This window comes from Streptomyces sp. CB02923 (assembly GCF_001905005.1).
In the GTDB taxonomy this organism is placed as follows: Bacteria; Actinomycetota; Actinomycetes; order Streptomycetales; family Streptomycetaceae; genus Streptomyces.
The window spans coordinates 75,211-90,997 of the sequence record NZ_LWKZ01000025.1 but is presented as its reverse complement, the minus strand read 5'-3'; the positions used below and the strand labels follow the sequence as shown (position 1 = coordinate 90,997).

The following is a 15,787-nucleotide window of genomic DNA, read 5'->3' as shown; positions in this document are numbered from 1 at the left end:
CGGCGATGCCGCGGAGATCCATCAGAAGTGCCCTGGCGGCCCGGCCCCGCCGTCCGGGCCGGACAGCGCTCCCCGTACCGTTGGCCCTGTGTACCGGTTCCTGCTGACCCCGCGGTGGTGGGGAATCAACGTCTTCGCCGTACTGGCGATCCCTTTCTGCATCTTCATGGGCAGCTGGCAGCTGAGCCGCTTCGAGGACCGCGTCGACACGCACCACCAGCAGGAGGACCGGTCCGCCGAGGCGAAGGCCGCGGCCGCCCGGCCGCTGGACGAGCTGCTGCCGGTGGACAAGGTCACCTCCGGCCGCCAGGCCACCGCCACCGGCCGCTACGACACCGGGCACCAACTGCTCGTACCGGACCGCCGGCTCGATGAACGGCCCGGCTTCTACGTGCTGACGCTGCTGCGCACGGACGGCGGCAAGGCCCTGCCGGTCGTACGGGGCTGGCTGCCCGGAGACGTCGACGCGCCGGGCGCCAAGGCGAAGGTGCCCGCGCCGCCGAACGGCGACGTGACGGTCACCGGGGCGCTGCAGGCGTCGGAGAACCAGGGCACCGACGGGGTGCACGCGGGCGGCGGCCTGCCGTCCGGACAGCTCGGCATGATCAGCGCGGCGTCGCTGGTCAACATCGTGCCGTACGACGTGTACGACGCCTGGATCACCGTGACCAAGGCCCAGGCGCCGCTGGTGGCCGTGCCGCCGGTCGCGGCGGAGGGCAGCGGGCTGGACCTGAAGGCGTTCCAGAACCTGGGGTACACCGGGGAATGGTTCGTGTTCGCCGGGTTCGTGATCTTCATGTGGTTCCGGCTCTTCCGCCGGGAGGCGGAGGCGGCCAAGGACGTGGCGCTGGGGCTGGTCCCGGCGGAGGAATCGGCCGAGACACCGGCGGAGACACCGGCCGAGGGGCGATCGGCCGAGGGTCGATCGGGCGAGGGTCGATCGGGCGAGGGGCGGAAGTCCGAAGGGCGGAAGTCCGAGGAGCCGAAGGCTGCGGGGCCGAAGGCTGCGGGGCAGAATGCTGAGGAAGCCGGTGCCTCCGGGGAAGCCGGTGCCTCCGAGGACAGCGCCGGCACCGTATCGCGGCCCTGAACCGTCTGACCCCCGCTGCCCTGACTCCTGCCCTTGCCCCTATCCCTCCCTGTACCCCTGCCCCCTACTTCCAGTGGGTGGGCCGACTGAGAGCCGGGGGCAGCTTGGTCTCCGCGTCGCCCTTGGCCGCGTTCAGCTGGGCCTGGGTGAGGAAGATGCTGCCGGTGAGGTCGGCGCCGCTCAGATCCGCGTCACGGAAGTCCACACCGATCAGGTCGGCGGTCCGCAGATCGGCGCCCTTGAGGTCGGCGGCGATCAGGTAGGCGCCGCGCAGGTTGGCGCCGCGCAGGTCGGCCCCCTTGAGCCGGGCGCCGATCAGGTCGGCTCCCCGGTGGTTCTTCTTGCGGCCGGGAACGGTGGCCCGTACGAGTTCGCTGGTGCGCAGCAGCAGGGCGTTGACGTCCTGCCGTACGGCGGGGACGTCCACCTCGGCGAGCGCGTCGGCGCTGCCGCGGGTCAGCCGGTCGGTCTCCTTGAGCGCGCGGCGGAGATCCTTGTGGATGGGGCGGGCGGAAGGCAGCGCCAGCGCCTCGGTCAGGTACCAGAGCAGCTCGTGGAGCTGGCGCATCACGGGGAACACGTCGAACATCTGCCGCGCGGTGCCCGGAGCGCTGCGCCAGTCCGTACCGCCGAAGGTGACCTGGGAGACCTTCTGGCCCGCGCCGAAGCAGTCGAAGACCGTACAGCCGGAGAAGCCCTTGTCGCGGAGGCGGGCATGGATGCCGCAGCTGAAATCCTTCTGGAGATTCGAGCACGGCTTGCCTGCGGGTTTGTCGACCGCGAAGTCGGCGGAGGCGGCGAAGGGCAGCGCGACGCAGCACAGGCCGAAGCAACTGCCGCAGTCGGCCTGCAGGCCGAGGCGGTCGCCGCCGGCCGAGGGGGCTTCGTGCTTCTGGGACACCGCGAATGCTCTCCTGCCACAAGACGAGCGGGAGTGTCCCCCCGCTCCGCTCCACGTACGAACCCCCATTCTCCCGGACGGGAGGGAGTGACGGGGGACATAGGGCGGGGACGGGGGCAAGGGCGGGGGCAAGGGCGGGGGCGGGGGTAAGGACCGGGGCCGAGGGGGGGAAGGGCCGGGGGTCGGGCGGGCCGGGCCGGGCCCACGCGACGCTCTGGTGGCCTCCCCCCCCGCCCCGCCCCACCCCCACCCCCCGCCGATCGTTACTGCTTCAGTTCGCCGTCGCCCCCCATCCCCAGGTACCGCCGTGTGAAGTCCAGCTCCATGCGGACCTGCTTGATGCGTTCCTCGACGACCAGCGAGCCGTGTCCGGCGTCGTAGCGGTAGACCTCGTGCGGGTGGCCGCGCTCCTTCAGGCGGTCGACATAGTTCTCCACCTGGCGGATGGGGCAGCGGGGGTCGTTGACCCCGGCGGAGATGTAGACCGGCGCGCGCACCGCGTCCACGTACGTCAGCGGCGACGACGCCTCGAAGCGCTCCGGCACCTCCTCCGGCGTCCCGCCCAGCAGCGTGCGGTCCATCGCCTTCAGGGCTTCCATCTCGTCGTGGTACGCGGTGACGTAGTCCGCCACCGGGACCGCCGCCAGGCCCAGCGCCCACGCCTGCGGCTGGGTGCCCAGCCCGAGCAGCGTCAGGTAGCCGCCCCACGAACCGCCGGACAGCACCAGCCGCTCCGGGTCGGCCAGCCCGGAGGAGACGGCCCACTCCCGCACCGCCGCGATGTCCTCCAGCTCGATCAGCCCGACGCGGTGCTTGAGGGCGTCCGTCCACTCCCGGCCGTAACCGGTCGAGCCGCGGTAGTTCACCCGCACCACGGCGAAGCCGTGGTCCACCCACGCCGCGGGCGCGGACGCGAAAGCGTCGCTGTCGTGCCACGTCGGGCCGCCGTGGATCTCGAAGACCGTCGGGAACGGGCCGGCCCCGGCCGGCTGCTGCACCAGCGCGTGGACGGTCCCGCCGGGGCCCTCCACCCACGCGTCGGTCACCGGCACCGAGCCCGGCGCCTTCATCCCGGGCGCGTCGAGGACGACCTGCCCGCTCGTCGAGCGCACCTCCGGCGGCTGCGCGGCCGACGACCAGAGGAACTCCACCGAGCCGTCCGGCCGCGCCGTCGCCCCGGCGACCGTCCCGGCAGGCGTCTCGACGCGGGTCAGGGCCCGGGTCAGCGGCTCGTAGCGCCACAGCTCGGCGCGCGCCCGGAACTCGTGCTCCACCAGCAGCGCGGCACCGTCCGGATACCAGTCGGCGGCCACGTCACCCGGCAGGTCGATGTCCAGGGCGCTCTCCTCGCCCGACAGCGGATCCCAGATCATCGGCTCCCAGCGGCCCCGCCGCTGGTGCCCCACCAGCAGCCGCGCGTCCCCGTCCACCGGCGCGAAGCCCATCACCGACAGGCCCAGCTCCTCGGTGCCGCCCTTGGTGTCGTCCAGCTCGGCGACCGTCGAGCCGTCCGGCCGCACCACCCGGATCGCGGAGTGCATCGCGTCACCGTGCTCGGTGTGCTCGAGGGCGATCAGCGACCCGTCGTGCGACAGGGCGCCCACGCCCGCCGACTCGCGGTGCCGGTAGATCTCCACGGGCGGCTGCCCCGGCCGTACGACATGGATGGTGGTGCCGTCCTCGTCCGTGGAGCGGCCGATCACCGACGTGCCGTCCCGGCCGAGCGCCAGGCCCGCCGGGTACGAGGCCTCCAGGCCCGGCGCGGCCGGCTCGTCCTCGCCGCCGCCGAACGGCTGCCGCTTCCAGACGCCGAACTCGTCCCCGTCGGTGTCCGAGAACCACCAGATCCACTCGCCGTCCGGCGTCAGGGTGCCGTCCGTCGTGCCGTTCGGCCGGGCCGTGGCCTGCCGCTGCTCGCCGCTCGCCCGGTCCCAGGTGTACAGCTCGAAGGTGCCCGTGGCGTTGGAGACGAACAGCGAGCGGTCGGGGGCGTCCTCGGCCCACTCGGGCAGGCTGACCCGCGGTGCCCGGAAGCGCTTCTCCCAGTCCGGCGCGGCTCCGGGCGAACCGGCCGTCCCCGGGGCGCCCGCCCCGGAAGCGTCAGTGTTGGCGTTGGTGGTCTCGTCAGTCATGGCCCCATTCTGCGCAGGCCCGGGAAAAATCCGCTGACACGGCCCCCAGCCTGTGGATAACTTCGCTGCATGCTGACTCACAAGGGACCTGAGGACTGGCGCGCGGCGAACCGGGCCATGTGGGACGAGCGGGTCCCCATCCACCTCGCGAGTGACTACTACGACCAGGACGGATTCCGCCGGGACCGCGACGTCATCCGTGACTTCGAGGCGGCGGAGGTCGGCGACGTCACCGGCCGGACACTCCTGCACCTGCAATGCCACATCGGCCAGGACACCCTGTCGTGGGCGCACCGCGGCGCCTCCCACGTCGTCGGCCTGGACTTCTCCGAGCCCGCGGTGGAGGCCGCCCGCGACCTGGCCGCCGAGGTCGGCGTCGGCCCCGACCGCGCCACCTTCCTCGCCGCCGACGTGTACGACGCCGCCGGGGCCGTGGCCGCCTGCGCCGCGGCCCCCGCCACGTACGACATCGTCTACACCGGCCTCGGGGCGCTCTGCTGGCTCCCCGACATCCGCCGCTGGGCCGAGACCGTCGCCTCCCTCCTCGCGCCCGGCGGCTTCCTCTACCTCGCCGAGTTCCACCCGCTGACCGACGCCCTGGACGACGAGAGCGCCTCGCGCGTCGCCCACGACTACTTCAGCCGGGACGCCTGGGTGGACGAGAGCCCGGGTACGTACACGGACTTCGCGGCCCCCACGGTCAACAACCGCCGCGTCGAGTGGCAGCACACCCTCGGCGACGTCGTCTCGGCGCTGGCCGCGACGGGCCTGCGCCTGGAGTTCCTGCACGAGCACGACATGACGATGTTCCAGCGTTTCGGCTCGCTGGAACGCGGGGACGACGGCTATTTCCGGCTGCCCGCCGACCGCCCCCGCGTCCCGCTCATGTACTCGCTCAAAGCGACGCGCCCGTAACGGACACGCGGCGGAGCCGGACTCATCCGGCTCCGCCCCACCCGCTCAGACGAACTTCTGCGGCCGGTGCCACAGCGCTTCGTCGGTGCCGCGGAAGAACAGCTCCAGGCGGCCGTCCCGGTTGGTGCCGATCACCGGGTCGCCGCCGACATTGCGTACGACTTCGAAGTGGCCGCTCCAGTCCACCCCGTTGAGCTTCGCTTCCTCGGCCGCGTACAGGTTGCCGTTGGTGCTGTGGTGGAAGACCACCAGCCGCCCGTCGGCCGCGCGCGCCAGCGCGGGCGTGCCCTGGACGCCGCCGGCCAGGCTGGACGCCGAGGACCAGGAGTCGTACCCGGCCTTCTGCTGGATGTGCCACAGCTGGGTGTCCGTACCGCGGAAGAACACCTGGATGCGCTGGTCGGAGTCGAGACCGGCCTCGATGCCGCCGCCGATGTTGCGTACGAGTTCGAAGTGCCCGCTCCAGGAGTCGCTGGAGTCGGGAACCTTCTGCTGGTTGTCGTACAGGTTGCCGTTGGTGCTGTGGTGGAAGACCTCCAGCTTGCCGTCGCCGGCCCGCGCGACCGTCGGGTTGCCCTGGACGCCGCCGGCCAGGCTGGACGGCGCCACCCAGCTCTCGTAGTCGACGTTCTGCTGGTACACGTGCCACAGCTGGGTGTCCGTGCCACGGAAGAAGACGTCCAGGCGGCCGTCGGCGTTGACGCCGGGCACCGGGTCGCCGCCGATGTTGCGTACGAGGACGTCGTCCGGGCTGAAGCCGACGTTGATGGCGCCCTGCCGTACGTGGTGCAGATGCCCGTCGGCGCCCTTGTAGAAGACCGAGATACGGCCGTCCTGGCCGCGTACGGCGTTGGGCTCGCTGCCCAGCGAACCGCCCAGGTTCTCCCATTCGCTCCAGCCGCCGTCGCGCGTCTGCCAGATGGTCCACAGCGCCTGCTCGTTCTTGCCGCGGGCGAACACCTGCAGCCGGCCGTCGGCGTTCGGGGCCACGGAGGGGTTGCCGACGATCTGCCCGTGCAGGGACGAGACCTCGTCCCAGGCCATGCCGGGTGTGGTGGGGATGTCGACCATGATCGCTCTCCTTCGTGCGTACGAGTGGAGCAGGTCGGCGCACAGGCTAGCCACGGGAACCCGGCCCGAGAACACGCACCGGCCGATTGACCGGAACCACCCGCCATACCCGGCCAAGAGCGACATCGACGGCATCCGGCCGCGGGCACCCGGACCGCGCCGTTCCTGGACCGAGCCGTTCCCGGACCGCGCCACTCTTGACCGTGCCGCGCCCCTAGCCCCAGCCGCCCCCTCGCCCCAGCCGCGCCCCCGGCTCAGTCGAGCCCGCGGGCCCGCTTGAACCGCGCCAGCCCGTCGGCCAGGTCGATCACCGGGTCCGGGTAGTCCACCTCCGCCCGCGCCGCGGCAGGCGTCAGTTTCCACGGCTGGTGCACCGCGCCCCCTTCCAGGCCCGGCACGTCCGCCAGCTCCGGAACCCAGCGCCTCACGTACGCGCCGTCGGCGTCGAAACGCTTCGCCTGCGCCAGGGGATTGAGGACGCGGTTGGGGCGCGTGTCGGTGCCGGTGCCCGCCGCCCACTGCCAGTTCAGCTGATTGTTGGCCAGATCGCCGTCCACCAGGAGCGACAGGAAGTGCGCCGCGCCCAGCCGCCAGTCCAGATACAGCGTCTTGGTCAGGAAACTGGCGGTCAGCAGCCGCGCGCGGTTGTGCATCCACCCCTCATGGGCGAGCTGCCGCATCGCCGCGTCCACGATCGGATAGCCGGTGCGGCCGGTACGCCACGCCTCGGCTTCCTCCTCGTCGCGCCGCCAGAGGTCCTGCCGCGCCCGGTAGTCGGCGTGCGCCGCGGCCGGACGGGCCGCGAGAACCTGGTGGTGGAAGTCCCGCCAGGCGAGCTGCCGCACGAAGGCCTCGGCGCCGTCACCGTCACCGCCCGCCTTGCGCGCGCGGGCGACCAGTTCGATGGCCGACAACGTACCGAAGTGCAGATGCGGGGAGAGGCGCGACGTCGCGTCCCCGGCGAGGTCGTCCTGCCCCTGCGCGTAGCGGCGGAGCGGACTGCCCGTCCAGGCGGACATCCGGCGGCGGCCCTCCACCTCACCGCCCGCCGCCAGACCGGCGGACACCCCGGGCACGTCACGCCGCCGCGGTACGGGCCGTGAACCGACCGCTTCGGGCACCCGCACCTTCCGGGGCGCCCGCAGCACGTCACGATGGCGTTCGGCCTGCCAGCGACGGAAGTACGGCGTGAAGACCGCGAAGTGGTCCTTGCCCGCCGGGGTGACCTCGCCCGGCGCGAGGGCGGTGACCACCGCGTCGTGTACGTGCAGCCGCCGCCCGTCGGCCTCCAGCGCCCGCCGCAGCCGCTCCTCCCGGCGCTGCGCGTACCCGCTGACCCCGCCCGCCACATGCACGTCGCGCGCGTTCGCCTCGGCAGCGGCCTTGGCGGTCTGCTCGACGACGTCCCCCGTACGGACGACGAGCCGGCCCCCGCGTGCGCGCAACGCGTCGTCGAGGTCCGCCAGGCAATCGGCCAGGAAAGCACAGCGGTTGGGCGCGCCGAAGCCCGCGGCGCGAATGCCGTCGTCGAGGACGAACAGCGGCACGATGCCGCCGGTCCCCTTCGCGGCGGCGTGCAGTACGGGGTTGTCGTGGACCCGCAGGTCCGAGGTGAACAGGGCGATGGAGGCAGCAGTCACGCGGGTCGCTCCGGGCTTCGTGGGGGAGTGAGGGGGGAGGGGAAAGGGAGACGGGGAGCGGTGTAGGTAGCGAGCGGGGTTGCTGTGAGGAGCGGGCGTACGTTCCGCAGGGGGCGTACGGGGCTACGCGCGCCTGCTGCGGTCACGCGCACCGGACGCGGGCCACAGCAACCCCGCTACCGACAACGCCCCCCACCCCAACGAGACGGCCACCGCCGCCCGCCGCCGGGCCCGCCCCGGCAGCGTCACACCGAGCAGCGCGGCGTCGCCGAAGTCCGCCGCCACGCGCAGGCAGGCGGCGGTCCGCAGCGCCGGGCCCGCCGGCGCCAGGGCCATCGCCACGCCGCAGGCCGCGTCGCGCCAGGCCAGGGGACGCAGCGAGGTGCGGGTGGCCGGCGCCACCCGGCCGTCCGCTTCCGCCAGGCCGGAGGGCTTGGCCAGCAGGCCGGGCCAGGCGGTGACCGCCAGGCCGTACACCGCCGTGGTCGCACCCACCGTGCGCAGCAGCCCCACGTGCATCGTCCGCCTCCTCCTGCTCGCTGCCCGGCAGCGTGCGACCGAGCCGCGCGGCGTCACCGCACTCCACCGTCGCCACCGTCGCCTCTGCCGGTACTGCCGGTACTGCCGGTACTGCCCGTCCTGCCCGTCCTGCCCGTCCTGCGCGTACCCACTCTTCCGCCTCCGCCGCCCTCCGGCGGTACAACGCGCCCGGCGGACCGTTACGGCACCGTCGTGGGTGTCTCAGACGTCCAGCTCCGACTCGACCTTGCGCATGCTCTCCCGCGCGGCCTCCAGGTCGCCGCTGGCCCGGTCGAGCACGAGGTAGACGAAGATGCCCTGGCACATGCGCCGGGTGAAGGGGCGGATGAGGTGGTACTCGCTGTCCAGCGTGATCAGGATGTCCTCGATCCGCTCGGGGCGGTAGCCGAGGAGTTCCAGCGTGAAGAGTTTGGCGCGCACCACGTCGGTGTCGCCGCGGGCCGCCACTTCGAGGTCGGGGCCGGCCGGGCCGCCGATCGCACCGAGCGTCAGGCGGCTGAAGTAATCGACGATCGAGGCGCCGAGAACACCTTCGAGCCCCACCAGGTCCCGCAGCGTCTCATCGATGCCTGCCATGGCCACCTGCCCCGGGCACCCGGACCCGCTCGCACGTCGAGAATCGACCGCCGACCAGACTTCCCGGCACACCAGGAGCGCGCCGCGGCGACTCCACGCGGCTCATTTTGGCATGGAACGCGGCCGATTGACGTCGTATCAGGCGAGGCACTTGGGGCGGCAGAGGTGTCGGCTCACGGTGTGCACCGGCCGCGCGCGAGCGTGCGACGGGGGTGCGGGGGCCGGGGCACGTACTCGCGCGCCGAGGCGTGCACCTACGCGCCTGCCGACACCTCCACCAACAATGCCCCGATCAGCGTTCTCAGGCCCCGGCTGGCGCCCTCAGGTCCGGGGCGGCTCCCTCAGGCCCCGGCCGCCGCGATGATCTCGTCGGCCGCGCGCTGCCCGCTCGCCACGCAGTCGGCGACGCCCACGCCGTCGTACGCCGCGCCGCACAGCCGCAGCCCCGGCAGCGCGGACAGCCCGTTGCGTACCCGCGTCACGCGCGCCGGGTGCCCGACCGCGTAGTGCGGCAGTCCGCCGATCCACCGGGTCACATCCGTCGCCACCGGCCGCGCGGTCAGCCCGGTGGCCTCGCCCAGGTCGCGCAGCGCGGCGCTCACCAGGTCGGCGTCGTCCAGGTAGAGGACCTCCTCCTGCCCGTACCGGCCGATGGACGTCCGCAGCACGAACAGGTCCCGGGCCCGCTCCGACAGCCAGTCCCACTTACGGGTCAGGAACGTGGACGCCTTGATGGTGTGCCCGTCCCCCGGCGGCACCAGGAAGCCGCACCGGCCGTCGAACGCCGTCAGCCCCTCCAGGTGCGAGCGCCGGAACGCCAGCGTGACGAGGGCCATCGACGCGTAGGCGACCTCGGACAGCTCGGCCGCGGCGAACGGCGCCTCGGCGGCGAGCAGGGTGGCCGCCGTCCAGGCCGGGGTCGCGAGGACCAGACCGTCGCACAGCAGGGTGCGGGCCGCCGTCCGCACTTCCCAGCCGTACGGGCCGCGGGTCAGCGCCAGAGCCGGGGTGTTGCGCAGGATCTCGCCGCCGGCGGCGCGTACGGCGTCGGCCACGGCGCCCGCCAGGGTGCCCGCGCCCCCGTCCAGGCCCAGGTAGTCGGGGCCGCCGCGGGACAGGTCCGGAATCGTACGGGCGGCACCGGACCCGCCGGAGAGCGCGTCGGCGACGTCCGGCCCGGCGCAGCCCGCGCCCGCACCCGGCCGGGTGAACCCGGAACGGGGGCGGGGAATGAGCGGCCCGGACCGCGCCCGGCCGCCGGGCCCCGGCTGGTCGGCGGCCCCCGGCCGGTCGGCGATGCGCCGCTGCTCCGCGATCCGCCGTTCCTCCGCGATCCGGCGCCGCTCCGCCGCCTGCCGTTCCTCGGCGGCGCGCCGCTGCTGCTCGGCCGTCCGCCGCCGCACCTTCCGTACGCCGGTGAGCAGCGCACCGTCGTACCGCGCCGCCTCGAAGAGCTGCGGTACGGCGGCCCGCAGCGACACCTCGTACGTGTCGGCCGTACGGGCCCTGCCGAGAACGTCCCGCCCGCGGCAGCTGGGGATCGGCCGCAGCGCGCCCCGCGTCCACAGCGCGGCGTCCGTCGCGGCCGGGACGCGCAGCCGGCTGCCGAGCCCGACCTCCCGCGCCAGGTCGACCGCTTCCGGGCGGGGCACCCGCAACGCCTCGGCGCCCAGGTCGACGGGCGTCCCGGCGATGTCGCCCGAGCGGAGCTTGCCGCCGATCCGGCCGGTGGACTCCAGCAACGTCACGCGCAGCCCGGCGCCGGTGAGCCGGTGGGCGGCGGCGAGCCCGGCGATGCCGCCGCCGATGACGACGATGTGCCGCGCGAGCACGGGGCCGGTCGCGGTGGTCCGGGGGGAGGTGGTGGCGGGGCCGGTCGCGGTCCCGGGATGCGTTGTGGTCCCGTGATTGATTCCGGCGGGATGCGTTCCGGTGCCGGTCCGTACACCGGTCGCGGTCGTCGGCACGCTCATGAGTCGGCTCCTTCGAACGCGGTGCTCGTAGTCGTCGTCCGGCCGGCCGCGGATCCCCGGGACCGGGACACCACGGCGGGCCCGCCCGCCGCCGGGTCGCCGGCCGCCTCGCCGGGGCGGGACGGCGGGCGCAGGATGTCGGAGAGCGGATCGTGCCGGATGTCGTGCGGCGGCACCCCGGCAGCGGTCAGCCGCGCCACGGTCGCGTCGACCACCGCGGTCGGCCCGCTGACGTACGCCAGGTGCCCCGACCAGTCGCCGTGCCGCGTCACGGCGTCGGCCACCGCCTCGGCGAGCGCGTCGTAGCCGTACGCGTCCGGCCCGAAGGTGCCGCCGGTCTCCGGCCGCCGCCCGATCACGGGCGTCACCCGCAGCCAGGGCCGCCCCCGCTCCAGCTCCGACGGCGGGCCCGCGTCGTACAGGTCGGCGAAGCTGTGCGCACCGAGGAACAGCCGTACGCTCCGGTGGCCGCGGCGCGCGGACAGCTCCTCCAGCAGCGCCTTCACCGGCGCCCAGCCGGTGTCGGCCGCCACCAGGACCAGGTCGCTCGCCAGTTCGTCGTCCAGCGTCATCGACCCGCGCGGCGGGCCGACCCGCAGGGTGTCACCGGTCTGCGTGTGCGCCACCAGGGCCTCGCTCACGCCGCCCGTGCAGGTCTGCCGTACGTGGAACTCCAGCTCGCCGTTGGACCGGGGCGCACAGGCGATCGAGTACTGCCGCCACGCCTGCGGCAGCCGCGGCGACTCCAGCGCCGCGAACTGCCCCGCCCGGTACGGGTACGGCTCGTGCGGCCGCACCCGCAGGACGGCGAGGTCCGGGCGGCGGCGCTCGTGGGCGGTCACCGTGGCCTGCCAGTACGGCGGTTCGGCGAGGGCGGCCTCGGCCCCGCTGACCATGGCGGCGACGGCGAACCGCAGCATCCGCACCCACGCCTGCTCCACGGCTTCGGCCCAGCGCGGCCCCGCCGTGCGGCGCAGCGCCTCGCACAGCGCCGCCTCGAACGCCTCGAAGTGCACCGGACGCACGCCCAGCTTGCGGTGGTCGCGGCCGAGCCGCCCGAACACCTCCGCGATGTCGTCGGGGCGGTGCAGATTCTCGATCAAGTACCAGAAAGCGCGCGCCAGATGGGCACGCTGGAATTCCATCGACTCGGGGAAGAGCGAGCGGAGGTAGGGCCACCGCCGGAACATCGCTTCGTAGAGGTGGGTGATCAGCTCGCCGAAGGGCGTGACGAGTTCGAGGTACTCGGTGATCACCCGCTGGTCGGCGGCGCCGTCGTAGGCGTCGATGCCGGGCCCCGACGGGTGCTGCCCGGCGGCGCCCCGCACGTTCCCGGACGGTATCGCGGAGTGGCCGAGGGCCCGGGGGCCGCCGGCCGGGCCGCCGTAGGCCGGACGTTCCTGGGCGGCGTCCTCGCGCTCCGGGCGCGGCGAAAGGATACGGCGGCGCAGCCGCATGGCCTCGTGCCGCGCGAGCAGGGCGTGGTAATCGTCGTTGACGGCACTCATGAACGGACGACCGGGAGCGTGGCGGCGACGCCGGAGACAGCACGGATGCCGGCGACCGCGGTGGCCGGGTGGGCCGGGCGGGCCTGGTGGGCCGGGGCGAAGGGGGAGACCGGGAGGGCCGGAACGGCTCGGAGCGCTCTGACCGTGAGGGCGTACGACGCGAGGCGTGGCATGAGCGGACCTCCTGAAGGGGATGGGGCGCGCCAGTATGGCACCAGGCAAAGGTGCCCAAACGGCCCTATTCCCCCGGGACTTTCGACCCTCGCCGCTGACCGGCGCACGGGTGTGTGATGCCCTGCGCACCCCTTTGCGCGCGCGCCGCGCGCCCACCCCGGCTACCGCTGGGGGTGCCCTCAACGCGCGCGGAGATACTGAGTGTTACGACGGCGGCCGGGCCAGGGGGCCTGTACCACGCGGGACCCCGGACCAGGGTCCCGTGGTCTGGGGCCCGTACCACGGGACTCGGACCACCGGACCCGGGCGGCCGCCGACCGGACCGCCCAGCCGGACCGCCCAGCCGGACCGCCGCACCCGGGCCGGTGCCCCAGCACGCCCGGCCGACAGATCGAGAGCCGCATGAATCAGCACACCGGACGCACCGGCCCCACCGGACCCGCCGCCCCCGACGCACAGCCCCTGCGCGTTTTCATCCTCGACGACCACGAGGTGGTACGCCGGGGCGTCCGCGACCTCCTCGACGCGGAGGACGGCATCGAGGTCGTGGGGGAGGCGTCCAGCGGACCCGAGGCGCTGGCCCGGGTACCCGCCGTGCGACCGCACGTGGCCGTCCTCGACGTACGGCTGGGGGAGCGGGGCGAGCCGTCGGGCGGCGACCACGAGGGCATCGTGGTGTGCCGCGAACTGCGGGCCCGCATGCCGGATCTGGCCTGCCTGATGCTGACGTCCTTCGACGACGACGAGGCCCTGTTCGACGCCATCATGGCGGGTGCGGCGGGCTACGTCCTCAAGCAGATCAACGGCTCCGACCTCGTGAACGCCGTACGGACGGTGGCGGCGGGCAAGTCCATGCTGGACCCGCGCACGGCGTCCCGCGTGATGGCGCGGCTGCGCGCGCCGCAGCAGCCCGAGGCGTCCCCGCAGTCCGAACTGGACCGGCTCGCGCCCCGGGAGCGCGAGATCCTGGAGCTGATCGGCGAGGGCCTGACCAACCGGGAGATCGCAGACCGGCTGTTCCTGGCGGAGAAGACGGTGAAGAACCGCATCTCCACGATCCTGTCCAAGCTGGGCGTGGGCCGACGGGTACAGGCCGCGGTGATCGCCGGACGGATACGGGGACAGCAGGAACAGCAGCGCGGCGGCCGGCAGGGGCAGCGGCAGCGGTAGGCGTCTGGGCACGCGCCGGGTACGGGCCGAGCCGCGCATTGCCGGGCCGGGTACGGGCGTAACAGCGGCCGGCGGCCGCCCCGAGCGCGGCCAGATCACCCTGTCCGCCACCAGGGCCCGGACGACCGCACCGATTCAGGGCCCCTCGGCCGTCTGCCGGGCCCGCCCGGCCCTATGGCGGCGGGTGCGCCGCGAACGACTCTGGTGAGGCCGGGAAGAGCCGGTCTCTCCCCCGTGCTGAGGCTCTTCCCGGCCAGAGTCGAAGTCATGCGCCAGAGGTGAAGGACACAGCCCGGTGGACGGATCGGATACACGTACGCAGTCAGACCCCGGAGCGGAGGCGGACCCCGGCTCCCCGGCCGGCCCCGCCACCGGCTCCCCGCCCGCCGCCGCTCCGCCGCCCGCCGACCCGCTGCCTCCCGCCGTCGCCGATCCGCCGCCCGCCGCGCTCGGCCCCCGCCCGACCCGTCGCCGTATCCCGGTGGAGTGGCTGACCACCACCGACCACAAGAAGATCGGGACGCTCTACCTCGTCACGGCGTTCGTGTTCTTCCTGGTGGGCGGCCTCATGGCCCTCCTGATGCGGGCCGAACTCGCCCGTCCGGGCACGCAGATCATGTCGAACGAGCAGTTCAACCAGGCGTTCACGATGCACGGCTCGGTGATGCTGCTGCTGTTCGCGATGCCGCTGTTCACCGGGTTCGCGAACTGGCTGATGCCGTTGCAGATCGGCGCACCCGACGTGGCCTTCCCGCGACTGAACATGCTCGCCTACTGGCTGTTCCTGTTCGGGTCGCTGATCGCGGCGGCCGGCTTCCTCACCCCGCAGGGCGCCGCCGACTTCGGCTGGTTCGCGTACGCGCCGCTGTCGGACGCGGTGCACTCGCCCGGCGTCGGCGCCGACATGTGGATCATGGGTGTGGCGTTCTCCGGCTTCGGCTCCATCCTGGGCGCCGTCAACTTCATCACCACCATCATCTGTATGCGCGCCCCCGGCATGACGATGTTCCGGATGCCGATCTTCACGTGGAACGTGCTGCTGACCGCGCTGCTGATCCTGATGGTCTTCCCCGTACTGGCCGCGGCCCTGTTCGCCCTCGAAATGGACCGTAAATTCGGCTCGCACGTCTTCGACGCGGCCAACGGCGGCGCGCTGCTGTGGCAGCACCTGTTCTGGTTCTTCGGACACCCCGAGGTGTACGTCCTCGCGCTGCCGTTCTTCGGCATCGTCTCCGAGGTCATCCCGGTCTTCTCCCGGAAACCGATGTTCGGCTACATCGGCCTGATCGCCGCGACGATTTCCATCGCGGGCCTGTCCATCACCGTGTGGGCCCACCACATGTACGTGACGGGCGGCGTGCTGCTGCCCTTCTTCGCCTTCATGACCTTCCTGATCGCCGTACCGACCGGAGTGAAGTTCTTCAACTGGATCGGCACCATGTGGAAGGGCTCACTGTCCTTCGAGACCCCGATGCTCTGGGCCACCGGATTCCTCGTCACCTTCGTCTTCGGCGGCCTGACCGGCGTCATCCTGGCCTCCCCGCCCATGGACTTCCACGTCTCCGACACGTACTTCGTCGTCGCGCACTTCCACTACACGCTCTTCGGTACGGTCGTGTACGCCATGTTCGCCGGATTCCACTTCTGGTGGCCCAAGTTCACCGGCAAGATGCTCGACGAACGGCTCGGCAAAATCACCTTCTGGACCCTCACCGTCGGATTCAACCTCACCTTCCTCGTCCAGCACTGGCTCGGCGCCGCGGGAATGCCCCGGCGGTACGCCGACTATCTCGCCGCCGACGGATTCACCACCCTCAACACCCTGTCCTCCATCGGCTCTTTCCTGCTCGGCCTGTCCTTCCTGCCCTTCTTCTACAACGTCTGGAAGACCGCCAAATACGGCAAGAAGGTCACCGTCGACGACCCCTGGGGCTACAGCCGCTCCCTGGAATGGGCCACCTCCTGCCCGCCGCCCCGCCACAACTTCACCTCACTGCCGCGTATCCGCAGCGAATCCCCGGCCTTCGACCTGCACCACCCCGAGGTCGCCGCCCTGGAACCGACCCGCACCTGACGTCCCCTCCCGGCCCACGGCTG

Annotated in this window: 13 protein-coding genes; 4 read left to right on the top strand and 9 right to left on the bottom strand. The window is 73.0% G+C overall.

Annotated features, from left to right (window positions below):
- Positions 1 to 88: 88 nt before the first annotated feature.
- On the top strand, positions 89 to 1,090 hold the full coding sequence (locus A6A06_RS28575; RefSeq protein ID WP_079194422.1) for an SURF1 family protein: 1,002 nt from the start codon (positions 89 to 91) through the stop codon (positions 1,088 to 1,090).
- Positions 1,091 to 1,154: 64 nt separating this feature from the next.
- Here A6A06_RS28575 and A6A06_RS28570 read toward each other — a convergent pair whose 3' ends face one another.
- Together A6A06_RS28570 and A6A06_RS28565 are read right to left on the bottom strand one after the other, a co-directional pair.
- Positions 1,155 to 1,991, bottom strand: coding sequence for a pentapeptide repeat-containing protein (locus tag A6A06_RS28570; protein ID WP_073764893.1), 837 nt, complete (start codon positions 1,989 to 1,991; stop codon positions 1,155 to 1,157).
- A gap of 263 nt (positions 1,992 to 2,254) precedes the next feature.
- Positions 2,255 to 4,123, bottom strand: coding sequence for a S9 family peptidase (locus A6A06_RS28565; RefSeq protein WP_073764891.1), 1,869 nt, complete (start codon positions 4,121 to 4,123; stop codon positions 2,255 to 2,257).
- A 69-nt stretch (positions 4,124 to 4,192) separates the two neighbouring features.
- Between A6A06_RS28565 and A6A06_RS28560 the strand changes: the two genes are divergently transcribed.
- Positions 4,193 to 5,038 (top strand): class I SAM-dependent methyltransferase, encoded by an 846-nt coding sequence (locus A6A06_RS28560; RefSeq protein ID WP_073764889.1) that lies wholly within the window; start codon positions 4,193 to 4,195, stop codon positions 5,036 to 5,038.
- Between the two features lie 45 nt (positions 5,039 to 5,083).
- Here A6A06_RS28560 and A6A06_RS28555 read toward each other — a convergent pair whose 3' ends face one another.
- The 7 genes from A6A06_RS28555 to A6A06_RS42175 form a co-directional block, all read right to left on the bottom strand.
- The gene (locus tag A6A06_RS28555) at positions 5,084 to 6,109 is read right to left on the bottom strand and encodes a hypothetical protein (RefSeq protein ID WP_073764887.1); all 1,026 of its coding nucleotides are present in this window, start codon (positions 6,107 to 6,109) and stop codon (positions 5,084 to 5,086) included.
- 254 nt (positions 6,110 to 6,363) lie between these two features.
- Complete coding sequence (locus tag A6A06_RS28550) at positions 6,364 to 7,749, bottom strand: cryptochrome/photolyase family protein (RefSeq protein ID WP_073764885.1); 1,386 nt, start codon at positions 7,747 to 7,749, stop codon at positions 6,364 to 6,366.
- A gap of 123 nt (positions 7,750 to 7,872) precedes the next feature.
- Entirely contained in the window at positions 7,873 to 8,268 is a 396-nt protein-coding gene (locus A6A06_RS28545) for a hypothetical protein (RefSeq protein WP_073764883.1), read from the bottom strand.
- Between the two features lie 222 nt (positions 8,269 to 8,490).
- Positions 8,491 to 8,865 (bottom strand): hypothetical protein, encoded by a 375-nt coding sequence (locus A6A06_RS28540; protein WP_073764881.1) that lies wholly within the window; start codon positions 8,863 to 8,865, stop codon positions 8,491 to 8,493.
- Positions 8,866 to 9,206: 341 nt separating this feature from the next.
- A complete protein-coding gene (locus A6A06_RS28535; RefSeq protein ID WP_242441000.1) occupies positions 9,207 to 10,838 on the bottom strand; it encodes a protoporphyrinogen/coproporphyrinogen oxidase in 1,632 nt (543 codons plus the stop codon).
- Positions 10,835 to 12,346 (bottom strand): globin domain-containing protein, encoded by a 1,512-nt coding sequence (locus tag A6A06_RS28530; protein ID WP_079194420.1) that lies wholly within the window; start codon positions 12,344 to 12,346, stop codon positions 10,835 to 10,837. Before A6A06_RS28530 ends, A6A06_RS28535 begins: the two co-directional genes overlap by 4 nt.
- Positions 12,343 to 12,519, bottom strand: coding sequence for a hypothetical protein (locus A6A06_RS42175; RefSeq protein ID WP_199931235.1), 177 nt, complete (start codon positions 12,517 to 12,519; stop codon positions 12,343 to 12,345). The genes A6A06_RS28530 and A6A06_RS42175 overlap by 4 nt, the downstream gene beginning before the upstream one ends.
- 403 nt (positions 12,520 to 12,922) lie before the next feature.
- Between A6A06_RS42175 and A6A06_RS28525 the strand changes: the two genes are divergently transcribed.
- Complete coding sequence (locus tag A6A06_RS28525; RefSeq protein WP_073764879.1) at positions 12,923 to 13,690, top strand: response regulator; 768 nt, start codon at positions 12,923 to 12,925, stop codon at positions 13,688 to 13,690.
- 412 nt (positions 13,691 to 14,102) lie between these two features.
- Positions 14,103 to 15,764, top strand: coding sequence for an aa3-type cytochrome oxidase subunit I (gene ctaD / locus A6A06_RS28520; RefSeq protein WP_073765899.1), 1,662 nt, complete (start codon positions 14,103 to 14,105; stop codon positions 15,762 to 15,764).
- Positions 15,765 to 15,787: the final 23 nt, after the last annotated feature.